Genomic DNA, 25,652 nt, shown 5'->3' on the forward strand with positions numbered 1-25,652 from the left:
GCCGGGCCCGCACCCCCATAACGAATGCAGCAACACGAACAACCTAGGACCAATGGAACCCACTCCTTCTCTGCTTGATGGCGCATTCTGGATCACGACAGGATCCATTCTTCTTCTCCTTGTCCTATCGGGCTTTTTCTCGGGCTCCGAAACTGCGCTGACCGCATCATCGCGTGGCAAGCTGAGAGCGCAGGCTGACAAAGGCTCGCGCGGGGCGAAAAAAGCGCTGGAAATCACCGATGATAACGAACGTCTGATCGGCTCGGTCCTTCTCGGCAACAACCTTGTCAACATCCTTGCCGCTTCGTTGGCAACCGCCCTGTTTACTCGCCTGTTCGGCGAAAGCGGTGTGGCGCTGGCGACGCTCGTGATGACCCTTCTGGTGCTGATCTTTGCCGAGGTGCTGCCCAAGACCTACGCGATTACCAACGCCGAAAAAGCCGCCGCCTTGGTGGCACCCGTTATCAGCGTCGTCGTAACGGTGTTCTCGCCGGTGGTGGCTGCCGTCCGACTGCTAGTGCGCGGTGTATTGCGCCTGTTCGGCGTACAGATCGACCCCGATAGCAACATCCTTGCGGTCCGTGAAGAAATCGCTGGCGCATTGCAACTGGGCCATTCCGAAGGTGTGGTCGAAAAAGAAGATCGCGACCGTATTCTGGGCGCGCTCGATCTTGGCGACCGCGCGGTGGAAGAGATCATGCTTCACCGCTCGAATATTGAGATGATCGATGCGGATGACGAACCCGAGGCGATCCTGAAACAGTGTCTGGAAAGCCCACACACCCGCCTGCCTGTGTTCCGTGAAGAACAGGAAAACATCGTGGGTGTCGTGCACGCCAAAGACTTGTTCCGCGCAATGTATGCACAGGTAGGCGGCGCGGATGGTGATCCAGAGCGGCTTAAGAATTTCGACATCGCGAAGGTTGCCAACGATCCTTATTTCGTGCCCGAAACCACCACTCTGGACGACCAAATGCGTGAGTTTCTTCGCATGCACAGCCATTTCGCGCTTGTTGTTGACGAATATGGATCGCTGCGCGGGCTGATCACGCTGGAAGATATTCTGGAAGAGATCGTGGGCGAGATCGCAGACGAGTTCGACATCGACGAAGATGTCCCCGTTACCCGATCTGACGACGGACAGTATCTGGTCGAAGGCGCAATGACCATCCGCGACGCCAACCGCGCGCTTGACTGGTCGCTGCCGGATGAAGAAGCAAACACGCTGGCCGGTTTGGTGATCCACGAGGCTCAGATGATCCCCATTGTGGGCCAAGTATTCTCGTTCCACGGTTTCCGATTTGAGGTCACGGCCCGCGAAGGCAACAGGATCACCGCCCTCAAGGTTCGTCCTCTCTAAGCCCTACAGCGCGCGTATTCAGCAAACGACGCGCAGTGTCGCGAACGGAACAGTAATACGCCAGAGCCCTCGGCAGGCTCGGCCAAAAGCCGAGGGAGAAACATCGTGAAAACCACCACCCGTGTCGCAGTTATCGGAGGCGGCGTTGTCGGATGCTCGGTCCTCTATCACCTGACCAAGCTCGGTTGGTCGGATGTGATGCTGCTGGAACGGTCAGAGCTGACCAGCGGCTCGACCTGGCATGCGGCGGGCGGGTTTCACACCCTGAACGGTGACACAAACATGGCCGCCCTGCAGGGCTATACCATCCGGCTGTACAAAGAGCTGGAAGAGATCACGGGCATGTCGTGTGGACTGCACCACGTCGGCGGCGTCACGCTGGCCGACAATCAAGACCGGTTCGACATGTTGCTCGCCGAACGCGCCAAGCACCGATTCATGGGTCTTGAGACCGAGATCGTCGGGCCTGAGGAGATCAAAAAAATTGCTCCGATCACCAACACCGATGGCATCCTTGGTGCGCTGTATGATCCGCTGGACGGGCATCTTGATCCGTCGGGTACAACACACGCATACGCCAAGGCCGCGCGTATGGGCGGGGCTACGATCGAAACACATTGCATGGTGCGCGAGACCAACCAGCGCCCGGACGGAACTTGGGACGTGGTGACCGACAAGGGTACAGTTCACGCCGAACATATCGTCAATGCGGGCGGATTGTGGGCGCGCGAGGTCGGTGCGATGGCCGGGATCTATTTCCCGTTGCATCCGATGGAGCATCAATATCTGGTCACCGATAACATACCCGAGATCGAGGCCATCATCGACGCAGGTGGCGAGCACCCGCATGTGATGGACCCCGCTGGCGAAAGCTATCTGCGGCAGGAAGGGCGTGGACTGTGCATCGGCTTCTACGAACAGCCCTGCAAGCCTTGGGCGGTCGACGGCACCCCGTGGGAGTTTGGCCATGAATTGCTGCCCGATGACTTCGACAAGATCACCGATAGCATCGAATTCGCCTACAAACGCTTCCCTGTTCTCGCTGAGGCGGGTGTCAAATCCGTCATCCATGGGCCGTTTACCTTTGCCCCGGATGGCAACCCTCTGGTCGGTCCGGTGCCTGGCGTGCGGAACTACTGGTCAGCCTGCGGTGTCATGGCCGGTTTCAGCCAAGGCGGTGGTGTTGGCTTGACCCTTGCTCAATGGATGATCGAAGGCGAACCCGAACGCGATGTGTTTGCCATGGATGTGGCGCGGTTTGGCGATTGGATCAGCCCGGGCTATACGCGCCCCAAGGTGATCGAGAACTATCAGAAGCGGTTCAGCGTCGCTTATCCGAACGAGGAACTGCCTGCAGCGCGTCCCAACCGAACAACACCAATGTACGACATCTTCAGCGATCTCGGTGCCGTTTGGGGGCAGCAATACGGGCTGGAAGTACCAAACTACTTTGCCCAAGGCGATGAACCGGATTTCGAGACACCCTCGTTCCGCCGTTCCAACGCCTTTGAGGCCACCGGCCGCGAAGTTCGTGCCGTGCGTGGAGGTGTTGGGATCAACGAAGTCCACAATTTCGGAAAATACCGTATTACCGGTGCCGGTGCTCGTGCATGGCTGGATCGCATCATGGCGGGCCGCATACCCAAACCAGGCCGCGTTTCACTGACGCCAATGTTGTCGCATAAAGGTAAGCTGATCGGGGATTTCACCGTCTCCTGCTTGGGCGACGACCTGTTTCACCTGACCGCTTCATACGGCAGTCAGGCATTTCATACGCGCTGGTTCCTGCAAAACCAGGACCATGGCGTGGGCATCGAGAACATCAGCGACCGGTTGAATGGGTTTCAGATCGCAGGCCCCAAGGCCACCGAGGTTTTGTCGGCCTGCACCCGAGAAGCAGTCACCTCGCTCAGGTTCCTCGACGTGCGCGAGATGACAATTGGCATGACGGACTGCATCGTTCAGCGTGTCAGCTATACCGGCGATCTGGGTTATGAGATTTATTGCGACCCAATGGCCCAACGGCAACTCTGGTGGAGTTTGTGGCAAGCGGGTCAAGCCCATGACATGACCCCATTTGGCATGCGCGCAATGATGAGTCTGCGTCTGGACAAGTTCTTTGGCTCGTGGATGCGAGAGTTTTCACCCGACTATACAGCGGCAGAAACCGGGTTGGATCGGTTCATCTCATTCTGCAAGAACAGTGATTTCATAGGCCGAGCAGCGGCCGAGGCCGAGCGCGCATCTGGCGTTGATCGCCGCTTGGTGGCTTTTGAGGTCGACGCGGCAGATGCGGATGTAAACGCGTACGAACCGATCTGGTTAGACGGCGCTGTTGTCGGCTTCTGTACATCTGGTGGGTATTCGCACTTTGCGGGCAAGTCGATTGCCATGGGGTTCCTCCCGACTGAACAGGCCACCGAGGGACGTGCGGTTGAAATTGAAATTCTAGGTCAGATGCACAAAGCGCGTGTCATCACGACCCCACTTTTCGATCCCGATGGCGCAAGAATGCGGGGATGACTTAATCATCCACCGACGGCATGCTTGCGAAATGACCCAGATTCCCATCATCCTGCTCGCTGCCGGGCAATCCAGCCGCATGGGTGGTGCTGATAAGTTAATGCAACCGATTGAAGGCGTGCCGCTTCTGCGCCGAGTGGCTCAGCGGGCGCTTGCCGCAGGTCAAGTTATCATCGCCCTGCCCCCGGCCCCACATCCCCGATATACGGTGCTACAGGGCCTCGATGTTCAACTGGTCGAAATCCCAAATGCGCAAGAAGGCATGAATGCCAGTTTGAGAGGCGCAATGGCCTCCGTTCCAGCAAATGCACCTGCGGTCATGATCCTGTTATCGGACCTTCCGGACCTCACAACCCAAGACCTGAACAGCGTTCTCCGATCAGTCAAAACCCACCCTGACAATCTGATATGGCGTGGGGCTACTGACGAAGGCGCTCCCGGCCATCCTGTCGTCTTTGATCGTTCTCTATTTTCAGAGCTTTCGGAACTGAACGGTGACAGCGGCGCGCAGATTGTCGTGCAACGCTACAAGGGCAAGGTTCATCTGCATCGCCTGCCCGCCCAGAATGCGCTGCTTGATTTGGATACACCCGCCGATTGGACCCGTTGGAATGCGGGCCGACCGCAAAAGCAGCCCCTCAAATAAACGCGACCCGGTCAATAATGACCGGGTCGCATGCCCAAAAACAGGACTACCACTTTCACCAATCTCTAAAGCGCGGTCAGATCGCCAATCAGGCTTCCCGACGTTGTGCTGCTGAACCTAAACAAGACCCCCTCGTTAACATGCCGCTCAGCGCTATGGAGACTGAGATGCGCCTTTGACACCCCCTAGTGCCTAAGGCCCCCCTCACTTGGGCAACTCCAATGTCGCTGATCCGATGCGTTCAAACAATGTAAAATTGGATGAAATGGTAAATTTCAGCGCAGGTGCACTGGCTTTTGAGCAACAATGCAACACTCTGGATTCTACCAATGGTTGCATCGTCTTATACTTTTTCCAGAAGTTTCCGTCAGTTGCGCACTTAGAATACTGCTAACTTACCTATTTCAAAGGCATCGACGGGCGTGTTCGAAATTTGAACACTCCATCTCACGCAACTTTTAGGAGAAGTATTTTTGAGACCGCAAAAGCGTCGTTTCTTTGTTAACAAAAATGAATCAATTCAATGCTTTTTCGAAATTATTGACTTTATCGGCAACAATCCACCGATTCGCCACATAGTACCCAAGCTGATTCTTGCTACCCGAGCACGTTGAACGGAGTCATTAAAGCGGCAAAACGTGGCGAAATTAAGGTTTCTTAATATTTCTCTCAGGATATCCCAAGGTTGCCAGTGCATCTCCTGTCTCAATGCGCGGGATCAACCGCCGAAATAGACAGGAGTCAAAATGAGCATCCGTAAATCCTCACTGCTTATTCCACGCACATCCAGCTGGATGGGAGCTACCGCACTGGGTGCGGCCATGATGGCCACCACCGCCCTGCCCGCAATGGCAGACGAGGCTCTGGCCGATCTAGTCGAAACCGTCTCGCCTTCGGTGGTCACGATCACCGCCAAGCAAGATGCCAAACCGCGCCCCACACAAGGTCAGGAGTTCGACCTCGAAAACCATCCCTTTGGCGAGTTCTTTAAGCGGTTCGGCGGTCCTGAAGGATTTGACATGCCGCAGCGAGGCCCCAGCCAGGGTTTGGGATCAGGCTTTGTGCTGGATAAGGCAGGATACATCGTCACCAACCACCACGTTGTCGACAACGCCAGCGAAGTGACCGTACGTCTGAGCGATAACCGCACGTTCGAAGCTGAAATCGTTGGTACAGATCCGCTTACGGACATCGCCGTGCTTAAAATCGACGCAGGAGAAGACCTGCAAGCCGTTCAAATGGGTGACAGCGATGTCATTCGTGTGGGCGAGGACGTCGTCGCCATCGGCAACCCGTTTGGCCTGAATGCAACTGTTACGACCGGTATTGTTTCCGCGAAGGGGCGCAATATTTCGGAAGGCCCCTACGCCGAATTCATCCAGACCGATGCTGCAATCAACAAAGGCAACTCGGGTGGTCCGCTATTCAACATGGATGGTGAGGTGATCGGTGTGAACTCGGCGATCTATTCGCCCAGCGGCGGCTCAGTCGGGCTCGGCTTTGCGGTGACTTCGAATATTGTAGATCACATCACGGCTGATCTGCGCGATGACGGCGAGGTCAGCCGCGGTTGGTTGGGAGTGTCGATCCAGAATGTCAGCCCCGAACTGGCTGCTGCGATGGGTATCGATACGGCAACAGGTGCACTGGTATCGGATGTTGTACCTGACAGCCCGGCCGATGGCGTACTGCAGCAAGGTGACGTGATCCTGACCTTCAATGACGAAGCCGTTGATTCCAGTAGCGATCTTCCGATCCTGGTTGGCACGACCAAGGTAGGTACTGATAGCACGCTGACTGTTCTTCGAAATGGCAAAGAAGAACAGATCGAACTGACAATCGGTCAGCATCAGTCAGCCTCGGCGGCGACCGATAGCGTGGTTGAAGACAAGTTCGAAGGTACGTCGCTGGGCGTAACCGTGGCACCGCTGACCGAAACCGCCCGCGCCGAGATTGGCGTGGCCGAGAACATCGATGGTGTTGTTGTCACCGATCTGGAGCCCGAAAGCCCTGCGGCCAAGGCCGGATTGCAGCGTGGTGATGTGATCGTTCGACTGGGCAATCTGGATACCGTTACGCCAGACGCTTTGAAAGAAGCGCTGGAGAACGAAAAGACGGATCCAGCTCTGGTTTTGATCAATCGCGGTGGCAACCAGATCTTCGTCGCGGTCGAAATCGCCTAACCCTACACCTAAGCGCGCCACATGATGGGGAAATCTGGAGCGCTTATTCTGGCAGGCACGGATTGTCCACGTGCCGCCGGAACAGCCGGGTGCACCTTTGCACCCGGCATGTTTTTTTCAAAGAGTATGTGTGCTTAAATCCCATTGGGAAGGAGCCCTGACCATGAGCAGACGCTTGTTGATCGTTGAAGATGACCAAGACACACGGGACTTCATTGCCAAGGGATTTGGTGAAGAAGGCTATGTTGTCGAAGTCGCATCAGATGGCCGCGAAGGCCTGTACCACGCAACTGACGGCGGATTTGATGCGGTCGTACTGGACCGAATGCTTCCCGGGCTGGACGGGTTATCACTGATTAAGTCAATGCGTGCGGCTGGGTTGAAAACACCTGTTCTGATGTTAACCGCCATGAGTGCAGTGGACGAGCGAGTCAAAGGCCTCCGCGCGGGCGCAGACGATTATCTGGTCAAACCATTTTCATTCCAGGAACTTCATGCCCGGATCGAAGCCCTGTTGCGTCGACCGCAAGAAGCCGAAGAAACGCCTACCCTTGCCTGCCGCGATCTCGAAATGGATCTGTTGACCCGCAAGGTCACGCGCAACGGTCGTGAAATCACCCTGACCCCGCGCGAATTTCAAATTCTGGAGTTCTTTCTGCGCCGAAAAAACCGCGTCGTCTCGCGCACGATGTTGCTTGAAGGTGTGTGGGATTACCACTTTGACCCGAACACCAACGTGGTCGACGTCCATATTTCGAAACTGCGCCGCCAGCTTGATGAAGACGGAGCCGACCCGGTGATTGAAACAGTCCGAGGCGCCGGATACATGGTTTCGGATGGATAACCTGCGCCTGTCGCTGAAAAACTCTCGTACTCGGTTGGTTCTGGCCAGCATGGTGCTTAGCACTTTGCTGACGGCGACCGTTCTGACGATGGTGTATTTTACGGCCAATCGCACGATTTCAGGCGAGACGCGTTCGGTCGTTCAGGCCGAGCTTACGGGCCTGGCAGATGAATATGAACGGCGTGGCATGATCGGGTTGATCTCGGCCATCGACCGCCGCTTGCCGACAGCGGCTGAGCGGGATGCCTTGTACTTGCTGACAGGTCGGCAAGGCACGAAACTGGCGGGCAACCTGACGCATTGGCCGGAAGGGATAACTCCGGGTAGCGGCTGGGTCGACCTTCAGCTTCGCAAAGAAGATACGGATCAATATGTCCCGATCTCTGCCGCTTCGGTCCGGCTGCCGGGTGGCGAAAGGCTGCTTGTCGGGCGTGATTCATTGGCCAGACAGCAATTCGACCGGGTTCTGTTCCGGTCTGTTGCACTGGCACTTGCCACTGCATTGGCGCTGAGTTTGTTGACCGGCTGGCTGCTGACCCGGCTGGTGTTTTCACGACTGAAAGACATCGCCAATACAGCCGACAATATCGTTTCCGGCGATTTAGCTCTGCGCATGCCTCTACGTGGCACGGGCGATGAATTCGATCAGGTCGCAGGCACACTGAACAACATGCTGGATCGTATTGAAGAACTGATCAGCAACCTGCGCACAACCTCCAATTCGATTGCTCATGACCTGCGCTCTCCCTTGTCGCGGCTGCGGCAAAGGGTCGAATCCCTGGCTGAGCCCGGCAAAAGCGATCAAGATCGCGAGATCGACATGGCGCGCGCGACCGGAGAGATTGACCACTTGCTGCGCGTTCTCAGCCAACTGACCGAGATTTCGCGCGCCGAGGCCGGTCTGGGCCGCGAACAATTTGAACCGGTAAAGCTTTTGCAACTGGTCGGTGATGTGGTTGAGTTATACGAACCTGTCGCGTCTGATCAGAACATCCGACTCGAGGTCGTTGGAAACGCGAAACCCATCCAAGGCCACCGCCCTTTGCTGTCTCAAGCGCTGTCGAACCTTCTTGAAAACGCCATGCGCTACGCCCCGCCCGGCACAGCGATCACCATCGAAATTCAAGACGACGGCTACTATGCTTTACTCAGCGTTCGCGACCGGGGCCCTGGCGTACCAGAAAGCGATCTGCCTCGATTGCAGATGCCGTTTGTCACGCTTGATCCTGCAAGGACCGGGCGCAATGCTGGTCTTGGACTGGCGCTTGTGGCGGCAATTTCGCATATGCACGGCGGCACATTTCTTGCGCGTAACCGGAAGCCAGGGCTTGAGACAACTCTGAAGTTGTCACGCAATTCGTAATTACATGAAGAACATCTACTAGATTATTGAACAGATTATATAAGTGCAGACAACGACGCGTATCCGTGAAAACGAATGCGACCGCCCTGCACCCGTTTTCCTTGAATCTGGTAATCGGGAAATCGCTTCAGCAATCGATCCAGTGCAACACGACCTTCAAGGCGCGCCAAAGTCAGGCCAACGCAGACATGCGGCCCGCCCGCGAAGGCCAGGTGCCTGTTCGGCTTGCGTGTGATGTCAAATCGGGTCGGGTCGGCGAACACCTCGGGATCACGGTTCGCTGCCCCGATACAGAGATGCAGGTTCGTTCCTTTGGCGATCTGATGTCCTCGGATTTCAACGTCCTCCGTGGTTTCCCGGTTGCCAAATTGGTTGGGTGACCGAAAGCGCAAGACCTCTTCAACCGCCGGGGCAATCAATTCGCTATTTTCCAGTAGTCTTTGGCGTTGTTCTGGATAGTCATGAAGCAGCGCCAGCCCATTGCCGATCAGATTGGTGGTCGTTTCGTGACCCGCATTCAGGATAAAGATACAGTTTTGCAGAAGCTCAATCTCGCTCAGCATCTCGTCCGCGCCTTCGCCTCGGATCAGACGTGTCAGAACATCTGTTTCCGGATCTCCCGGATTTGCGCGACGACGGGCAACAAGATCCTGAAGATAGGTTTTGAATTCGCGAACAGCAGTGTGGCCCTTTTCCAGCTGAGCTTCTGTCAAAGCGGGTTCCAAAGCACCAAGGATGGCCAACGACCAATCGCGCAGAGGCGCGCGTTCGTTCATCGGTACATCCAGCAGATTGCCGATGATCTGGATCGGAATGGTCGAAGCAAAATCCGCGATCAGGTCAACCTGCCCCCTGCCCGCCATATCATCCAGCAGCGTATCAACGGTTTCGATCAGACCCGGCTCCATCCGCGCGATTGCCCGGGGCGTCAGGGCTGAGGTCATGATCTTGCGCACACGCGTGTGCAAAGGCGGGTCGGAGAACACCAATGAAGTTGTATGATGTTCGAATAACGGCGAGCCAACACCGAATTTAGGGCCAAACGCCGCCTCCTTATCCGAGGAATAAAGCGTCGTGTTGCGATAAATGGCATCCAGATCCGCATGGCGTGACAACAACACGGAACCGTCCGGCTGTCGCAATACTGGCGCATGCTCAAGCAGTGCATCGTAAAAGGGGAACGGGTCGTCGACAAACCCCTCGGGCGGGTTCATCAGGTCCAGATTTTGCGCGACATTCTCTAGGCTTAGATCGTTCATTCTTGACCCCTCCAATGCTTGGGTAGCGGAAAGGGAAGCCGCAAACAACCTTGAGCGGGTGACAGGCCGCTTCGGGCGGGATAAGACAAGGCATGTCTGATCCGATCTCCTCCATCCGCAATCTTGGCCCGGCATTCGAACAAGCCTGCGCACGAGCGGGCATTATGACAGCTCAGGAGTTGCGCGCGTTGGGAGCAGACGAGGCTTATTCGCGCCTATTGCAGGCCGGAACGCGCCCTCATTTCATCGGCTATTATGTATTGGTCATGGGCTTGCAAGGTCGCCCCTGGAATGACTGCAAGGGCGAGGAAAAGAAGGCCTTGCGCGAACGGTTCGATGCGATCAAGGCCGGAGTCAGCATAGCACCAAAGCATCAGATGATTGCCGATCTTGATGCTTTGGGGGTGCGTATATCGGCCAAGGATTTGGCGGCAGACTAGGCTTCGAGCGCCCCGATCATATCGACCCGCATTGCGTGGCGACCACCTTCAAATTCGGATGTCAGGAAAGCAGCCGTGATTTCCAGTGCTTGCTTTTCATCGAGAATCCGCGCCCCCAGCGAGAGCATGTTTGCGTCATTGTGCTGCCGGATCATCTGGGCCGAAAAGACATCACTGCAAACACCACATCTGACGCCGTTGATTTTGTTGGCCGCTATCATGATGCCCTGCCCGGTGCCACACAGGATGATACCAAAGCGACAATCACCCGATGCCACGAGGCGTGCGGCGGCGGCTCCGTGTTCGGGATAATGAGTGCTTTCCGATGTGGTCGGACCGATATCTACGGCCTCCCAACCTTGGGATTCAACGTAAGCAGAGATAGCCTGCCTGAGGTCGATTGCAGCGTGATCACTGGAAAGAACAATGCGTTTGTTTGTGCTCATGACGGCATTTCGCTCCTGTCGACTAAAGCAATGCGGACAAACACTCTTGAGCTCTGCCCTCATAAGAAAGGCCGCACCCGATATGGGGTACGGCCTAAAGCTGTGATCTGACGGCCGATTAACCGACCAGTTCGATGCCCGAGAAGAAGTAGGCGATCTCAACCGCGGCAGTTTCCGGAGCGTCCGAACCGTGGACCGAGTTTTCACCGACCGATTCAGCGAACTCGGCGCGGATGGTGCCAGGTGCTGCGTCTGCAGGGTTGGTTGCACCCATGACTTCACGGTTCTTGGCAATGGCACCTTCGCCTTCCAGAACCTGAACAACAACAGGGGCCGACGACATGAATTCGCACAGTTCGTCATAGAATGGACGCTCGGCGTGCACGTCATAGAACTTGCCAGCTTGAGCTTTGGTCATGTGGATGCGCTTTTGCGCAACGATGCGCAGGCCAGCTTCTTCGAACTTGGCATTGATCTTGCCAGTCAGGTTGCGGCGGGTTGCATCGGGTTTGATGATCGAGAATGTGCGTTCCAGTGCCATATTGGCCTCTCCTTGACTTAAGGGCGCGATACCCGCGCCGAAATCCATCGCGCGCCGCCTAACATGGTATTTGCCTCATGAAAAGCGTTATGATCGTTTATCACTCAGATCGCCTCGGGCAGTGGGTCGGTACGATCCAACCGGCGGACATAGAGCACTGCCAAAAGACCAGCAAAGCTGCTGCCGCACATCATACTCAGCACCAGATATGGCCCGTTTTCAGGGCTTACAAACGTCCCGGTCATCATGGTCAAGACAGCCCCCAATGCCACGATCAAGGCGCCTGATAATCCAGCCGCACTGCCGGCCAGTTTCGGACGTACCGACATCACCCCGGCCGAGGCATTTGCATTGGTCAAACCATTTCCGAAACCAACGCAGATGGCGGATCCAAAAAACACCCAGACCGAGCCCATATTGCCGATGAACAGCAGCAGCCCGCAAAATGGCCCAACCGAGGCCACGACCCGACCGAACAAGATCATTGTCGTCAGCTGGGTACGCTTTGCGATGCGCCCGGTAACAAAGTTGCCGACCATAAACCCGCCCGTGATGATACCGATGCCCAGACCCAGCATTGCTGGGCTCAGGTCGAACCAGGCTGCGGCGACCAGAGGCGCGCCGGTGATAAAACTAAAAAAACCGCCGATGGAGAACGCGGCGCATAAGGCGTAACCCCAGAACCTACGCGCGCGGAACAAATGCGGGTATTCCCGCATCTGCGCCGCGAAAGTCGACGAGCGGTTGGTGTTGGTTTCACCCATGTCAGCCCAAAGCAGCAACAGCACCCCTGCCCCAAGCAGCGAATACAGCACGAACCCGGCCCGCCAACCAAAAAGCATATCCAGCGCGCCGCCCAGCATTGGCCCGAGCATCGGTGCCAGTGCCATGGCCATTGCGACGTAGCCGAGCTTACTGGCGGCCTCGTTTGGTGGATATCGGTCGCGGATCGAAGCACTCGACAGCACCGGCCCGGCCACCACCGCCGCCTGAATCATCCGAAACGAAAGGAAAACCCAGATTGACTCGGCTAAGACGCATCCAATTGATGCGGCGACAAATATGACCATCGCGATCAACAAGACAGGTCTTCGCCCGTAGCGATCCGACAGCGGCCCGACGATCAACTGCAAGACCGCCGAGACAAATAGGTACCCTGCGACGGCCACGTTCATCAGGCCATAATCCACGCCGAAATCTTCGCTCATATGCGCCAGCGACGGCAGGAACATATTCAGTGTCAGAACCGAGAGCGCCGTTGCAAAGATCAGCGTTATCAGGGTCGGAGGAGATTGAGCCGCACGCATATCGAAACCGTTTGGAAGACGAACCGGAACAGCGCTAACACATTGCTTCTGGCTTGAACATGGTGACCTCTGGCGGCGTCTTGGATGCTCTGATAAGAGCGCCTCATGCTACGGATCGAGAACATCACATACGCCGTTGAAGGCCGTCCTCTGTTCGACGAGGCCAGCGCGACCATTCCCGATGGCCACAAGGTCGGCCTTGTCGGGCGCAATGGTACCGGAAAGACGACGCTCTTTCGGTTGATCCGGGGCGAGCTGTCGCTGGAATCAGGCAATATATCCCTGCCAAAACGCGCGCGGATCGGGGGCGTGGCGCAGGAAGTGCCATCCTCGGATGTCTCGCTGATCAACACGGTTCTGGCTGCGGATGTGGAACGCAGCACATTGATGGCCGAAGCAGACAGCGCGACAGATCCGGACCGGATTGCTGAAATCCAGACACGGCTGGCTGATATTGATGCTTGGTCGGCTGAGGCTCGGGCAGCCTCGATCCTCAAAGGACTGGGCTTTGACGATGAGGATCAGCTGAAACCCTGTTCGGATTTCTCGGGCGGATGGCGCATGAGGGTGGCGCTGGCGGCCGTACTGTTTTCGCAGCCTGACTTGTTGCTGTTGGACGAACCGACCAACTATCTGGACCTTGAAGGTGCGTTGTGGCTTGAAAGCTATCTGGCCAAATACCCTCACACCGTCATCATCATCAGCCACGACCGGGGGTTGTTGAACCGCGCCGTCGGATCAATTCTGCATCTCGAAGATCGCAAGCTGACTTATTACGCGGTTCCCTACGACAAATTTGCCGAACGTCGCGCTGAACGTCTGGCACAAGCAGAGTCGGAAAACGCCAAGGCCAAGGCCCGCATCGCACATCTGCAAAGTTTCGTGGATCGTTTCCGCTATAAGGCGTCAAAGGCCGTACAGGCACAGTCTCGTTTGAAGATGATCGAGCGCATCCAACTGGTTTCAACTCCGCAAGAGGCGGCTTTGCGCGCCTTTTCATTCCCCGAGCCAGAAGAGCTGTCGCCACCGATCATTCAGCTTGAAGGAGGCGTGACCGGTTATGGTGAGACCGAGGTTCTGCGACGACTGAACCTGCGTATTGATCAGGATGATCGCATCGCTCTGCTAGGCAAGAATGGTCAGGGCAAGTCGACCCTTTCGAAACTGCTATCTGACCGCCTACCCCTGATGGCGGGTAAAATGACCCGAAGCTCCAAGCTGCGCATCGGCTATTTCGCGCAGCATCAAGTAGATGAGCTGCATGTTGACGAAACACCATTGGATCACCTGCGCCGCCTACGCCCCAATGAGGCGCCCGGCAAGTGGCGCTCGCGTCTGGCGGGGTTCGGATTGAACGCGGATCAGGCGGAAACGTTAGTCGGGCGTCTTTCTGGCGGGCAAAAAGCGCGTTTGTCGCTGCTGATCGCTACCATCGACGCGCCGCATATGCTGATCCTTGACGAACCGACGAACCATCTGGACATCGAAAGCCGCGAAGCGTTGGTCGAGGCACTGACTGCCTATTCCGGCGCGGTCATCTTGGTCAGCCACGACATGCATCTACTGTCGCTTGTCGCTGATCGGCTATGGCTGGTCTCGGATGGTACCGTGAAGCCATTCGATGGCGATCTTGAAGCCTATCGCGCTCTTTTGCTGGCCCGCGAAAAACCGGTCAAAGATAAACTACAGGCGCCCAAACCCAAACGTGCGTCACGCGAGACCGTATTGGCCCTGCGTGCGGATCTGCGCAAATGCGAAGACCGGGTCGAGAAACTGACCAATATGCACGACAAGCTTTCTGCCAAGCTGGCGGATCCTGCGCTTTATGAAGATGACCGGATCAACGATCTGGAAACCTGGAACCGCAAATTCGCCGAGGTGGTCGAAGCCATGCAAAAGGCTGAAGCCCTATGGGTCGCCGCCGCAGAACGGTTGGAACAGGCAGAGAGCGCAGCATGATCGACATGGCCTTTTTCATAACGGCTTTCACCACGATGTTTGTGGTGATCGACCCTTTCGGAACCACGCCAATTTTCGTTGCCTTGACGCAGGACATGGATGCGGCCACACGCCGTAAGATTGCCATTCGCAGCTGCCTGACCGCGGTTTTCATCCTGATCGCCTTTGCCGCTTTTGGTGAAGCGGTTCTTGGATTCGTCGGCATCTCGATGGAAGCCTTCCGCGTTGCAGGTGGCGCGCTTTTGTTTCTGACTGCGCTGGACATGCTGTTCGACCGCCGTACCAAACGCCGCGAGGACCGCGCCGAGGAAGAAGATCATTCTGACCCTTCGGTGTTCCCTTTGGCCATCCCCCTGATCGCGGGCCCCGGATCGATCGCAACAATCATTCTTTTGGCCGGACAAAACCCGGGCGTCCCTGGGATCGCAGCGGCCTGCGCTGTTATGCTTGCCGTCATGTTGGTTGTATTTGTGTTCTTTCTGGCCGGAGGCATGATCGCCCGTATTCTAGGTAAGACCGGGCTGAACGTGCTGACACGGCTGCTGGGTATGCTGCTGGCTGCACTGTCGGTTCAGTTCATTCTTGATGGCCTCAAAGCCTTTGGTTTCGCCTCGTGAAACACCATATTGGTATGAGACAACTGATTTCGGGTGATTGAATGGACGGCTACGATATTGGGCGCTTGACCTATCTGGTTCTGCTGGGTGCGGCCCTGTTGATGTGGTTTATCACTCAGAACCGTCAGTCTTTGGGCAAAACCATGCAGCAGGTCGCGGCTTGGGTGTTTATCTTTATCGGTGTCATTGCCGTTGTCGGATTGTGGGATGACATCCGTTCAACCGTCAGCCCGACCCCGCAACTGACCGTAACTGATCAGCGGATTGAAGTGCCCCGCTCTTATGATGGACACTACTATTTACCAATGCTGGTGAATGGCACAGCGGTGACCTTTCTGGTCGATACCGGGGCCAGCAATATCGTCATCAGCCCGAAAGATGCCGAACGAATTGGAATCGATACGGATCAATTGAACTATCTCGGCCGCGCCTCGACGGCCAATGGCATTGTGCGTACGGCGCCGGTCCGGCTGGACAGCCTGTCTTTGGGTCCCATCACCGATCGCGGTATCCTGGCCTCGGTCAATGAAGGCGATCTGGGTCAATCCTTGCTAGGGATGGCGTATCTGCACCGCTTTTCGAACATCCAGTTCGCAGATGGGCGTCTAATCCTGTCGCGTTGACCGCATTCCCCAATTGAGAACAAAATGAGAACATGCTAATTTGATCAGCATGTCCACCAATCTTCTTGGCCGCAAGCCCGCGCGCACCCCACCCGGGGTGGCCCTGCACCCACAGATCAGTCTGCAACTGGCCCGTGTACACGAAGCCTGCGGCCCTGCCCGGCGTAGCTTTGCTCTGTGGGTGGCGGGGCAGACTCAAGGGCCAGTGATGTGGATTGCCCCGGCTTGGGAGGTGGCGCAGCTGCATCCCGAGGGCATGCTGCCTTTTGCCGATCCGTCCCGGTTTCTGCTGATCCACCCTGACAAACCTGAAGACCTGTTGTGGTGCATGGAAGAAGCCTTGCGCAGCGGTGCCGCCCCGTTGGTCATTGGCGATTTGCCCGGCCCGCCGGGTCTGACCCCGGTCCGGCGAATGCATCTGGCTGCCGAACAGGGCGGCATATCGGGACAGGCTCCGCTGGGGCTATTGCTGACGCCTGACGATGGTGGCGCACAGGGGATTGAGACGCGCTGGCATATGGTGCCCACCTATCGGCACGAGGCCTGCAGTTGGTGTCTGACCCGCCGCCGCGCCCGCGCCCTGCCCCCGGCCAGTTGGCACGTGACGCGGGCTGCTCCTCATTCCGGACTGCAGTTAAAGCAGATCAAATCCGAAGACGCCCCGATGATCACATAACTTGTGACTGGCCAAAACCGGACTTGCCCCCTAGCGTGCCGGCATGACACACCCGATCCATGACAGCCGATATTCGTGGCTTCGCCTGCTGATCACCCTGGCCATCGCAACCGTGGTCAATGTGGGTATGTGGGCTGTGATCGTCGTCATGCCCGCCATCGAGGCCGAGTTTGGCGCGGACCGAGCCGCAGCGTCGATGCCCTATACGCTCGCCATGATCGGCTTTGCCTTCGGCAACATGTGGCTGGGCAAGCTGGTGGACCGACTGGGCGTGACAATGGCGTTGATCGGCGCCGCTGTGCTGAGTGCGGTAAGCTATCTGCTGGCAACCCTTGCGCCGAATATCGCGCTGCTGTCGGTTGCGCATCTTCTGCTGGGGCTCGGTACGTCAATCGGATTTGGACCACTGATCGCCGATATCTCGCATTGGTTCATGCGCAGGCGAGGGATTGCTGTGGCACTGGTGGCCAGTGGCAACTACCTGTCTGGCGCGATATGGCCCACGCTGCTGTCGGGCATTCTGCAGCGCGACGGGTGGCAGCAGGTTTATCTGAGTCTCGCCGTCATCACCCTGGTCGCCGTCATTCCTCTGTCCCTGCTTTTGCGCAGACAGGTCCCCGTCGAGGCGCACGGCACGGCAGCAGCGGCAGCACAGGTCAAAGCACAAAGCGTCGGCTTTTCACCCCGCGCCCTGCAGTACATCCTTGGGCTGGCTGGCATCGGCTGCTGCGTGGCCATGTCGATGCCCCAGGTCCATATTGTCTCCTATTGTGTGGGCTTGGGCTATGGCCCAGCCGTTGGGGCCGAGATGCTGTCTCTGATGCTGTTGGGCGGCGTGGTTAGCCGCATCATCTCGGGGCTTGTCGCGGACCGGTTGGGAGGGCTTTCAACACTGCTGATTGGCTCGGTCCTGCAATGTATCGCTCTGTTCCTGTTTCTCCCTTATGATGGGATGGTTTCGCTTTATGTCGTCAGCATGCTATTCGGGCTGGCCCAGGGTGGTATCGTCCCCAGCTACGCGCTGATTGTACGTGAATATATGCCCCCGCAAGAGGCCGGTGCGCGCGTGGGTTTTGTTATGATGATGACTATCCTCGGCATGGCTCTGGGTGGTTGGATGTCGGGCTGGATCTATGACGTGACTGGCAGTTATCAGCTTGCTTTCATCAATGGCATCCTTTGGAACGGGCTGAACATCGCAATCGTGCTGATGCTCATGAAACGCTCGCGCCCGCGCGGTCGCACGGCGATGGCATGAGGAACCTTACCCGACGCAGCCTGATTGCAAGCCTTTGCGCGTTACCAATGGCACGGGCAGCGATGGCCGCCCTCACCCCATATGCGCTGGCAGCATCGCGCAGTTCCGTTGGCTTCACCTATGATTTGTCCGGCGCGCTTCAGACGGGCACGATGCCAGTACAGTCGGCCCAAATTCTGATTGATACCAATCGCTTGCAAAACAGCCGGGTCGATGTCGTGCTGGACGTGACCCGGGCGCGGACGAACCTACCATTTGCCCGAGGTCCGATGTTGGGAAAAAGTGTGTTGAACGCTGCCCAATACCCCACCATCCGTTTCATCACGACCAAGATTCAGTTGGGACCCACTGGCCGTATCTCGGAAGGTGCAACCGTGACCGGCGATCTGACAGTGCGCGGTATCACGCGCCCGGTGACTTTGAGCGCCAACCTGTATCGAAGACCGGGAAGCGCGGTGGATGATTTGGACACCCTGTCCATCCGGCTAGAGGGGGCGATCAATCGAAATGAGTTTGGCGCGTCTGGATATCCTGATCTTGTACAACCCACGATCGGCCTGGACATCCACGCCGAAATCATCCGGCAGGATTAACCACAAAAAGGCAAAAAACGACGTCAGGGCGTCGATTAGGCGCGCGCATTTCGTGGCGACAAGGTCAAGTTGCACCTATCATGCGTACGATCATTTCATTTGCCGCCCTCTTTCTTTCGGTCATTCTGCTGCAGCTCTCAACGGGCGGTGTCGGTCCGCTGGATGCAATCTCGGGGCTGACGCTTGATTTTTCGACCGAACAGATCGGTCTGCTGGGGTCATCGCACTTCATTGGGTTCTTTGTTGGTTGCTGGTGGGCTCCGCGGCTTATGGGCAGCGTCGGGCACTCGCGCGCATTTGCGGTCTGCACCGCTTTGGGCGCGATGGGGTTGCTGGGGCATACGCTGACTGAAAACCCTTATGTCTGGGCCGCGCTGCGTATCGCGTCGGGCACCTGTGTCGCCGGTTGTTACACCGTGATCGAGGCTTGGCTGAACGCCAAGGTCACCAACGAAACCCGTGGGCGCGCGATGGGTACGTATCGTATCGCCGATATGGGGGCCTCGCTTTGTGCACAGCTTATCATTGCTGTTCTGCCACCCGCCTCTTACGTTTCATACAACCTGCTTGCGATCCTATGCTGTGCATCGATCTTGCCGCTGGCCCTAACTCGCGCCAGCCAACCCAAGACACCGGACACCCCGCGCCTGCGTCCCAAGCTGGCCTGGCACAGCTCACCACTGGCTGTGGCGGGCGTTATCGTGGCTGCGCTTAGCTCGGCATCATTGCGCATGGTCGGCCCGGTATACGGTCAGGAGGTCGGATTGGGCGTAGATCAGATTGCCTTCTTTCTGGCCTCTTTCGTTCTGGGCGGCGCACTGGCCCAGTACCCCTTGGGTTGGCTCGCAGACAAGTATGATCGACGCTGGGTGCTGATCTGGCTATCCGTGGCAGCGGTGCTAAGCTGCAGTGTCACGATGTTGGCTAGCGGAACTGGAACGGTCGGCGTTATGCTGGCCGCCGGGTTCTTTGGCCTGACCACGTTTCCGATTTTCTCGGTTTCCTCGGCCCATGCGAATGATTTTGCCACGACCGAACAACGCGTTGAATTGGCAGCGGCCTTGATGTTCTGGTACGCGCTGGGGGCGATTGCATCGCCCTACATCTCATCCACGTTGATCCAGCAATTCGGCCCCGGAGCCCTGTTTGCTTTTGTTGCATTGGGTCATGTGTTTCTTATTGTCTTTGGCCTCGCCCGTATGCGTTCGCGCCCGACGCCCGAGAAACGGACGAATTATGTCTATGCACCGCGCACATCCTTTACCATCGGCAGGCTGCTCAAGGGTTCTCGCGAAAAGCAATGAAAAAGGGCCGGGAAATCCCGGCCCTTCTGTTTTACTGCTGGACCGCTGGCCCGTTGTCCTCGACCGCGTCGACCACCTCATCTGGGTCCACGGTGCTCTCAAGCGCACCGTTCACCACGCCCCCAACGCCGTTCTCCATGGACAAGCCAAGCTCTTCGCCCAGTTTCTTGAGCGCTGGCATCTGCACGGCCATTCCCATGATCGAATCCAACGCCTGATTGACAACCGGCTTTTCACCGCTTGAAACACCACCACCATTGGCAGCTCCGATCCCACCAACCTGATGGATTTTGATCGAGTCGATTTTTTCGGCCGGTTTGACCATTTCCGAGATGATCGAGGGCATGGTTTCAATGCGGGTCAAGTCGACCTTCATCCGGATCTGCTCAGGTGACAGGGCGTTGTCCGCCTCTACGATCGCACGCTTACCTTCCGCCTCGGCCAGCATGTCGTTCTTCTTGGCCTCGGCGCGAATGTTCAGCGCGTCTGCTTCGGCCTGCGCTTCCTCGCGGCGGGCTTCGGCTCGGTCTGCGGCGGCCTCTTTCTCGGCTTGCGCTGACAAACGGATCGCGGTCGCCTGGCGTTCGGCCTCACGGGTGGCTTCAATCAGAACAATCTGCTTCTGACGCTCGGCCTCGGCCACTTCGCGCGCCGTTGCCACGGCTTCGGTTGCTTTGGTCGCCTCGGCTCGAGCCAGATCGGCGGATGCGCGCGCACGGCTTTCCTCTTCGGATTTCTGCGCGATGATGATCTGGCGTTCCTGTTCCGCCACTTCGATCTCACGCTCTTTGGCGATCTCAGCATCGCGGATCTTGCGCTCGCGCTCAATCTCGGCGGAACGAATGGCCTCTTCACGGGCAATCCGGGCGCGTTCGGTTTCGCGTACCGAGTCTTCAGTTCGCGCAGCGATCTCCGCCTCTTGCGCCACACGAAGAGTTTCCACCTTCTGCGCCTGCTCGATGCGTGCCTGCTGTTCGTCCTGTTCGATCAGCAACTTCTGACGCTCCGCTTCCATCGCCGCACGACGCACCTCAACCTCGGCCTCGGCGTCGATCTGCGCGCGTTCTTTCTTGGATATGGCAATCACCTCGGCCAGCTTGCGCATACCCACGGCGTTAAAGGCGTTGTTTTCGTCGAGCGCTTCAAACGGCGTCTGGTCGAGCGCAGTCAGCGAGACCGATTCCAGCGACAAACCGTTCTTCAGCAAGTCTTCGGACACCGCATTCTGCACTTCCTGCACAAAGTCGGCGCGGTTTTCATGAAGACCATCCATGGTCATCTGAGCGGCCACGGCACGCAGACCGTCGATCAGCTTGCCTTCGATCATCTCACGCAGTTGCTCGACGTCAAAGGTGCGATCACCCAGCGTTTGCGCGGCGCGCGCGATGCCCTCTTCAGTCGCCATCACCGAGACGTAGAATTCGACACCCACGTCGACACGCATCCGGTCTTTGGTGATGAGCGCGGCCTCACCGCTGCGCTGCACCTCAAGGCGCAGAGTCTTCATGTTGACCGGGCTGACTTCGTGCAGCAACGGTACGATGATGACGCCGCCATCCATAATGACCTTTTTGCCACCCGCGCCGGTTTTCACCAGGCTGATCTCGCGCGTGGCGCGTCGATAAAGGCGGCCAAGTACAAGGCCTATGAACAAGAGTACGGCTAAAATAGTCACAACTGTAACGGCCAGGAATGATAGTTCCATGCAATATCCTCCGGATTGGGGTTAAGATTTTTTGGTTAAACTGACATGCGAACCAGAACGAACCGGTCGCGCCGTCGATCACGCAGAACAAGGACTTCTGTTCCCTGCTCCAGCGCATCTTTGTCCTGCAACGGCTCTGCGCGAAGGTAGTGCGTGTTGCCAAAGCGATCCATAACGCGGACTTCGGCTGGACGGCCTCGCGATGCGATACCCTGAGTGATCACGCCACGGCGGCGGGCCAGCATCCGTTCCGACATCGCTTCGGTTTCGGTTTTGGGCAGGAGGCGAGCGAAGACACCACCAAAGCCACGTGCGAACCATAGGCCGAATACTCCGGCCGGAATCGCGGCCAACCATGCAGGTAAGTCAAAGCCCAGCAGATCACGCAGCGCCAGTTGCAGGCCTATGCCACTCAGGCCGAAACCAGCCAGCAGCACAACGAGCCAGATCATGAATGGCATCTTGCCAATGCCCAACCAGCCAAACGGGCCGACGGGCGTAGCCGCAGGCACATCGGTTTCAATTTCGGCCAGTTCCAAGTCACTCAGATCGATGTCGGCGTCGATATCCAGATCAAAGTCGACGACGTCCAGATCGGGCGCGTCGACCATGTCCAGATCAACCTCGCCCTCGCCTGCCAGAAGACTTCCCCCGAAAACCAATGCGATCAGTTCAAGGCCCAGAAGACCGAACAGAAGCGCAAGCGCCAAGGTAAAGGGCACAAATGCGCCCTCTAGTAAAAAGTCAAACATCAGCAGATTGCCCTCGTTATTGTATACTTTTGTATACATTTTAAATGGGAAGTCATTGCTACAATTTCAAGAGGTTGTGATTCTGTGTTTCAACCTGAGGTTATTTACATCCAAATGTCAGTTACAATCTGCAACCATGACATTAAGCTCAATTTCTTTCGCCCGTGCGAAACGTATCACCTGTTCACATCTGCTGGAGTAATTCTCTAATCGGTGGGCTTTGGCGGTGGTGCCGGGATCATTTCATCCAGGATTGATCCCGCCTCATATCCCAGCAGGTCAACCCGCATCCGTTCCGGGTCTCCGAACACCCATGCACCAACATGCCTCTGCATTCGAACGTATCCGGCGTATCCGGCCAACGCGTCGTTCCCGTGTGCGTTCTCAGCGAACAGAACCTGCCCGGCAGCAACCTTTTCCGGCATCACGCGCTGTAGGTACAGTAGCACGACATTGACGTCTTTGACGCTCGAGCCGCCGTGATGCACCACATACATCTTGGCCCACTCCTCTTTGCTTATGGCTGCGCGTGCATCGGACACGGCGGTATGAAGTGCGTTCAACTCCGCACGTGCAGATTTCTCCATATTCTCTGCCCAGATGGGCCGCATGTCGTTGATCACCTGCGAAACCGCTTCACGTGTGATCTGATCCTTGTCGAGTGCACCTTGAGCAAATGCCCGGGCTGTTTCGAGCATTTTGCGCTGGCTCGCCAAGTCGCCCTCGGTCATGCCCAGTTCGCCCAATGTCGCAAGAAATACATCTATCTCATTGATGATAATTGCAAACTCCGCCTTCCAGCGCTCATCATCGGTATTTTCATCAGGCCATGGGGTCACCGCCCCGATCAATCCCAACACAACATGCGACGTGGACTTCAGATGTTGATAGGTTGGCGCATCCCTTGGATAGCTCGCCTCTCCGTCTTCGGTCATGACCGTGACATCACGTGCGATAATCATGACGGGCCGGGTTTCAGCCGTCAGTGCATCCTGGCCACGGTGAAAGATCGAGAGCATAGCGTGGTCAAAAGCGTGCACCGGATCATCTGTGGCGCTCTGGTCGGCGATGGCGCTGGAGGTAAATACAATAGCTGCAACGGCGGCACAGCAGCCCATCCATAAACTCTGCATAATGAAATTCCCCCTAAGCTGGGTTCTCCTGATCATCATACACCATTGGTACGCACGGTGCGAAATCGCTGACGAACGCGACACAAACTCTCGGGAATGCACGAAGTCGCGTAGTAATACCCGTTAAATTCAAGCGGGTATGAATGCGGGCTTTTGCTTACTGGCCACATAAGGTAGACGGGCGCGCAGACAGATACGTGGAAGCGCATTATGGCCCGAATTCTCATCACCTCGGCGATCCCTTACATCAACGGGATCAAACATCTCGGCAACCTGATCGGCTCGCAATTGCCTGCCGATCTGTACGCTCGCTATCAGCGCGGCCGGGGCAACGAGGTCATGTTCCTGTGTGCAACCGACGAGCACGGCACCCCGGCCGAGCTGGCCGCCGCCAAAGCGGGCAAACCGGTGGCTGAATATTGCGCTGACATGTACGCAGTACAGGCCGATATTGCCAAGCGCTTTGGCCTGAGCTTTGATCACTTTGGCCGCTCGTCCAGCGATCAGAACCATAAACTGACCCAACATTTCGCTGGCAAACTGGATGAGGCCGGGCTGATCCGGGAAGTCAGCGAAAAGCAGGTTTATTCCAACGCCGATGGCCGTTTTCTGCCCGACCGCTATATTGAAGGCACCTGCCCCAATTGCGGCTATGATCGCGCACGTGGCGACCAGTGCGAGAACTGCACCAAACAACTGGACCCGACCGACCTGATTGAGCCTCGCAGCGCGATCAGCGGCTCGACCGATCTTGAGGTGCGTGAGACCAAGCATCTGTATTTGCGTCAATCCGCAATGAAAGATCAGCTGGACGCGTGGATCGACAGCAAGACAGACTGGCCGATCCTGACAACCTCGATCGCCAAGAAATGGTTGCATGATGGCGACGGCCTGCAGGATCGCGGCATTACCCGCGATCTGGATTGGGGTGTACCAGTCAAGAAAGGTGATCAAGATTGGCCCGGGATGGAAGGGAAAGTCTTCTATGTCTGGTTCGATGCCCCCATTGAATACATCGCCTGCGCCAAGGAATGGGCCGACGCCAATGGTAAGTCTGATGCCGATTGGGAACGTTGGTGGCGCACCGACAAAGGCGCAGAAGATGTGCGTTACGTTCAGTTCATGGGTAAGGACAATGTGCCCTTCCACACCCTGTCTTTCCCGGCCACCATTCTGGGATCGGGCGAGCCCTGGAAGATGGTCGACCACCTGAAATCATTCAACTACCTGAACTATGACGGTGGCCAATTCTCGACCTCACAGGGCCGTGGAGTGTTCATGGATCAGGCGCTGGACATTCTGCCCGCCGACTACTGGCGCTGGTGGTTGCTAAGCCATGCGCCGGAAAGCAGCGACAGCGAGTTCACATGGGAGAACTTCCAGCAGTCGGTGAACAAAGATCTTGCGGATGTTCTGGGTAACTTTGTCAGCCGGATCACTAAGTTCTGCCGCTCGAAATTCGGTGAAGCAGTGCCCGAAGGTGGTGCGTATGGCGAACGTGAACAGACCCTGATTGCTGAGCTTACTAGACGAGTACGTGCCTACGAAGGCCACATGGAAGCGATGGAAGTGCGCAAATCCGCGCAAGAGCTGCGAGCGATCTGGGTCGCGGGCAACGAGTATCTGCAGGCTGCCGCACCATGGTCTACCTTTAAGGAAGATCCTGCACAGGCTGCGGCGCAGGTGCGGCTGGGGCTGAACCTGATCCGCCTCTATGCAGTTCTGAGCGCGCCGTTCATTCCCGATGCGTCTGCAAAAATGCTTAGTGCGATGAACACACTCGATACCAGCTGGCCCGAAGATATCGATGCCGCGCTGCGCGCCCTGCCCGCTGGCCATGAATTTTCGGTTCCCGACGTGCTGTTTGCCAAAATCACGGACGAACAGCGCGAAGACTGGCAGAATCGGTTTGCGGGAACGCGTGAATAACAACAAAATTCGATTTATGAATGCCGCAGCGGAGCCCTGAAACGTCTCCGCTGCTGGTTTTTGGCAGAGAAAATTCGCCCGCCCCAATTGACATCGGGCAGATAAACGCCTGCGGATGCAGGCTAAGTCTGCAGACTGGAAAGAAATTTCGGGTCGATTCTTGCCAACGCACTACCTCAACACGCTTGAGA

22 protein-coding genes are annotated in these 25,652 nt (G+C 56.9%); 15 read left to right on the plus strand and 7 right to left on the minus strand.

The genetic code is table 11. The features are described from left to right. The first annotated feature begins 52 nt into the window (after positions 1–52). The 6 genes from ACR0A1_RS06270 to ACR0A1_RS06295 all read left to right on the plus strand — a co-directional run bounded on the left by ACR0A1_RS06270 (position 53) and on the right by ACR0A1_RS06295 (position 8,919). Positions 53–1,360: an HlyC/CorC family transporter gene (locus ACR0A1_RS06270; protein WP_170393312.1), complete on the plus strand. Its 1,308-nt coding sequence runs from the start codon at positions 53–55 to the stop codon at positions 1,358–1,360. 105 nt (positions 1,361–1,465) lie between these two features. After that, on the plus strand, positions 1,466–3,883 hold the full coding sequence (locus ACR0A1_RS06275) for a GcvT family protein (RefSeq protein WP_480866670.1): 2,418 nt from the start codon (positions 1,466–1,468) through the stop codon (positions 3,881–3,883). Positions 3,884–3,914: 31 nt separating this feature from the next. Further along, positions 3,915–4,529: a nucleotidyltransferase family protein gene (locus ACR0A1_RS06280; protein WP_480866672.1), complete on the plus strand. Its 615-nt coding sequence runs from the start codon at positions 3,915–3,917 to the stop codon at positions 4,527–4,529. 746 nt (positions 4,530–5,275) lie between these two features. Continuing rightward, a complete protein-coding gene (locus tag ACR0A1_RS06285; protein ID WP_480704618.1) occupies positions 5,276–6,712 on the plus strand; it encodes a DegQ family serine endoprotease in 1,437 nt (478 codons plus the stop codon). A 163-nt stretch (positions 6,713–6,875) separates the two neighbouring features. Then, a complete protein-coding gene (locus tag ACR0A1_RS06290) occupies positions 6,876–7,556 on the plus strand; it encodes a response regulator transcription factor (protein WP_170393316.1) in 681 nt (226 codons plus the stop codon). Further along, entirely contained in the window at positions 7,513–8,919 is a 1,407-nt protein-coding gene (locus ACR0A1_RS06295; RefSeq protein ID WP_480866675.1) for a sensor histidine kinase, read from the plus strand. The genes ACR0A1_RS06290 and ACR0A1_RS06295 overlap by 44 nt, the downstream gene beginning before the upstream one ends. A gap of 35 nt (positions 8,920–8,954) precedes the next feature. Here the strand turns inward: ACR0A1_RS06295 and ACR0A1_RS06300 are convergent, their stop codons facing one another. Then, positions 8,955–10,178, minus strand: a complete 1,224-nt coding sequence (locus ACR0A1_RS06300) for a cytochrome P450 (RefSeq protein ID WP_480866677.1) — start codon at positions 10,176–10,178, stop codon at positions 8,955–8,957. Between the two features lie 92 nt (positions 10,179–10,270). On the opposite strand from ACR0A1_RS06300, the gene ACR0A1_RS06305 reads away from it, so the two are divergent. After that, the gene (locus ACR0A1_RS06305; protein WP_170563089.1) at positions 10,271–10,618 is read left to right on the plus strand and encodes a TfoX/Sxy family protein; all 348 of its coding nucleotides are present in this window, start codon (positions 10,271–10,273) and stop codon (positions 10,616–10,618) included. Here ACR0A1_RS06305 and rpiB read toward each other — a convergent pair. The 3 genes from rpiB to ACR0A1_RS06320 form a co-directional block, all read right to left on the minus strand. Then, a complete protein-coding gene (gene rpiB, locus ACR0A1_RS06310) occupies positions 10,615–11,064 on the minus strand; it encodes a ribose 5-phosphate isomerase B (RefSeq protein ID WP_170563093.1) in 450 nt (149 codons plus the stop codon). The two genes, ACR0A1_RS06305 and rpiB, sit on opposite strands and share 4 nt — an antisense overlap. Before the next feature lie 118 nt (positions 11,065–11,182). Further along, positions 11,183–11,605, minus strand: coding sequence for a nucleoside-diphosphate kinase (gene ndk, locus ACR0A1_RS06315; RefSeq protein WP_008757405.1), 423 nt, complete (start codon positions 11,603–11,605; stop codon positions 11,183–11,185). Between the two features lie 104 nt (positions 11,606–11,709). Further along, positions 11,710–12,912, minus strand: coding sequence for a multidrug effflux MFS transporter (locus tag ACR0A1_RS06320; RefSeq protein ID WP_170405251.1), 1,203 nt, complete (start codon positions 12,910–12,912; stop codon positions 11,710–11,712). Positions 12,913–13,017: 105 nt separating this feature from the next. Here ACR0A1_RS06320 and ACR0A1_RS06325 point away from each other — a divergent pair, with 105 nt between their 5' ends. The 7 genes from ACR0A1_RS06325 (at position 13,018) to ACR0A1_RS06355 (ending at position 19,942) form a co-directional block, all read left to right on the plus strand. Further along, complete coding sequence (locus tag ACR0A1_RS06325; RefSeq protein WP_480866679.1) at positions 13,018–14,871, plus strand: ABC-F family ATP-binding cassette domain-containing protein; 1,854 nt, start codon at positions 13,018–13,020, stop codon at positions 14,869–14,871. Further along, the gene (locus ACR0A1_RS06330) at positions 14,868–15,488 is read left to right on the plus strand and encodes a MarC family protein (protein WP_170393323.1); all 621 of its coding nucleotides are present in this window, start codon (positions 14,868–14,870) and stop codon (positions 15,486–15,488) included. The genes ACR0A1_RS06325 and ACR0A1_RS06330 overlap by 4 nt, the downstream gene beginning before the upstream one ends. A 41-nt stretch (positions 15,489–15,529) precedes the next feature. After that, complete coding sequence (locus ACR0A1_RS06335) at positions 15,530–16,111, plus strand: retropepsin-like aspartic protease family protein (RefSeq protein ID WP_480561666.1); 582 nt, start codon at positions 15,530–15,532, stop codon at positions 16,109–16,111. Positions 16,112–16,160: 49 nt separating this feature from the next. Next, on the plus strand, positions 16,161–16,787 hold the full coding sequence (locus ACR0A1_RS06340) for an ImuA family protein (protein ID WP_223118162.1): 627 nt from the start codon (positions 16,161–16,163) through the stop codon (positions 16,785–16,787). Between the two features lie 43 nt (positions 16,788–16,830). Beyond that, on the plus strand, positions 16,831–18,045 hold the full coding sequence (locus ACR0A1_RS06345) for an MFS transporter (protein ID WP_170510795.1): 1,215 nt from the start codon (positions 16,831–16,833) through the stop codon (positions 18,043–18,045). After that, positions 18,042–18,638, plus strand: a complete 597-nt coding sequence (locus ACR0A1_RS06350) for a YceI family protein (RefSeq protein ID WP_480866682.1) — start codon at positions 18,042–18,044, stop codon at positions 18,636–18,638. Before ACR0A1_RS06345 ends, ACR0A1_RS06350 begins: the two co-directional genes overlap by 4 nt. An 80-nt stretch (positions 18,639–18,718) precedes the next feature. After that, positions 18,719–19,942 (plus strand): MFS transporter, encoded by a 1,224-nt coding sequence (locus tag ACR0A1_RS06355; RefSeq protein WP_480866684.1) that lies wholly within the window; start codon positions 18,719–18,721, stop codon positions 19,940–19,942. A 31-nt stretch (positions 19,943–19,973) separates the two neighbouring features. On the opposite strand, the gene ACR0A1_RS06360 is transcribed toward ACR0A1_RS06355, so the two are convergent. The 3 genes from ACR0A1_RS06360 to ACR0A1_RS06370 form a co-directional block, all read right to left on the minus strand. After that, complete coding sequence (locus ACR0A1_RS06360; protein WP_480866686.1) at positions 19,974–21,647, minus strand: flotillin family protein; 1,674 nt, start codon at positions 21,645–21,647, stop codon at positions 19,974–19,976. Positions 21,648–21,682: 35 nt separating this feature from the next. Continuing rightward, positions 21,683–22,399, minus strand: a complete 717-nt coding sequence (locus ACR0A1_RS06365) for an OB-fold-containig protein (protein ID WP_170393710.1) — start codon at positions 22,397–22,399, stop codon at positions 21,683–21,685. Between the two features lie 206 nt (positions 22,400–22,605). Beyond that, on the minus strand, positions 22,606–23,532 hold the full coding sequence (locus ACR0A1_RS06370; protein ID WP_480866688.1) for a hypothetical protein: 927 nt from the start codon (positions 23,530–23,532) through the stop codon (positions 22,606–22,608). Between the two features lie 210 nt (positions 23,533–23,742). On the opposite strand from ACR0A1_RS06370, the gene metG reads away from it, so the two are divergent. Then, a complete protein-coding gene (gene metG, locus ACR0A1_RS06375) occupies positions 23,743–25,461 on the plus strand; it encodes a methionine--tRNA ligase (RefSeq protein WP_480866689.1) in 1,719 nt (572 codons plus the stop codon). Positions 25,462–25,652: the final 191 nt, after the last annotated feature.

The sequence above is a fragment of the Ruegeria sp. D6 genome (assembly GCF_056534365.1).

Coding starts and splice junctions, on each gene's coding strand:
- ACR0A1_RS06345 (WP_170510795.1), top strand. CDS start 16,831: ATGACACACCCGATCCATGACAGCCGATATTCGTGGCTTCGCCTGCTG.
- ACR0A1_RS06335 (WP_480561666.1), top strand. CDS start 15,530: ATGGACGGCTACGATATTGGGCGCTTGACCTATCTGGTTCTGCTGGGT.
- ACR0A1_RS06365 (WP_170393710.1), bottom strand. CDS start 22,399: ATGTTTGACTTTTTACTAGAGGGCGCATTTGTGCCCTTTACCTTGGCG.
- ACR0A1_RS06360 (WP_480866686.1), bottom strand. CDS start 21,647: ATGGAACTATCATTCCTGGCCGTTACAGTTGTGACTATTTTAGCCGTA.
- ACR0A1_RS06370 (WP_480866688.1), bottom strand. CDS start 23,532: ATGCAGAGTTTATGGATGGGCTGCTGTGCCGCCGTTGCAGCTATTGTA.
- ACR0A1_RS06290 (WP_170393316.1), top strand. CDS start 6,876: ATGAGCAGACGCTTGTTGATCGTTGAAGATGACCAAGACACACGGGAC.
- ACR0A1_RS06355 (WP_480866684.1), top strand. CDS start 18,719: ATGCGTACGATCATTTCATTTGCCGCCCTCTTTCTTTCGGTCATTCTG.
- ndk (WP_008757405.1), bottom strand. CDS start 11,605: ATGGCACTGGAACGCACATTCTCGATCATCAAACCCGATGCAACCCGC.
- rpiB (WP_170563093.1), bottom strand. CDS start 11,064: ATGAGCACAAACAAACGCATTGTTCTTTCCAGTGATCACGCTGCAATC.
- ACR0A1_RS06320 (WP_170405251.1), bottom strand. CDS start 12,912: ATGCGTGCGGCTCAATCTCCTCCGACCCTGATAACGCTGATCTTTGCA.
- metG (WP_480866689.1), top strand. CDS start 23,743: ATGGCCCGAATTCTCATCACCTCGGCGATCCCTTACATCAACGGGATC.
- ACR0A1_RS06280 (WP_480866672.1), top strand. CDS start 3,915: ATGACCCAGATTCCCATCATCCTGCTCGCTGCCGGGCAATCCAGCCGC.
- ACR0A1_RS06300 (WP_480866677.1), bottom strand. CDS start 10,178: ATGAACGATCTAAGCCTAGAGAATGTCGCGCAAAATCTGGACCTGATG.
- ACR0A1_RS06325 (WP_480866679.1), top strand. CDS start 13,018: ATGCTACGGATCGAGAACATCACATACGCCGTTGAAGGCCGTCCTCTG.
- ACR0A1_RS06350 (WP_480866682.1), top strand. CDS start 18,042: ATGAGGAACCTTACCCGACGCAGCCTGATTGCAAGCCTTTGCGCGTTA.
- ACR0A1_RS06330 (WP_170393323.1), top strand. CDS start 14,868: ATGATCGACATGGCCTTTTTCATAACGGCTTTCACCACGATGTTTGTG.
- ACR0A1_RS06270 (WP_170393312.1), top strand. CDS start 53: ATGGAACCCACTCCTTCTCTGCTTGATGGCGCATTCTGGATCACGACA.
- ACR0A1_RS06340 (WP_223118162.1), top strand. CDS start 16,161: ATGTCCACCAATCTTCTTGGCCGCAAGCCCGCGCGCACCCCACCCGGG.
- ACR0A1_RS06285 (WP_480704618.1), top strand. CDS start 5,276: ATGAGCATCCGTAAATCCTCACTGCTTATTCCACGCACATCCAGCTGG.
- ACR0A1_RS06305 (WP_170563089.1), top strand. CDS start 10,271: ATGTCTGATCCGATCTCCTCCATCCGCAATCTTGGCCCGGCATTCGAA.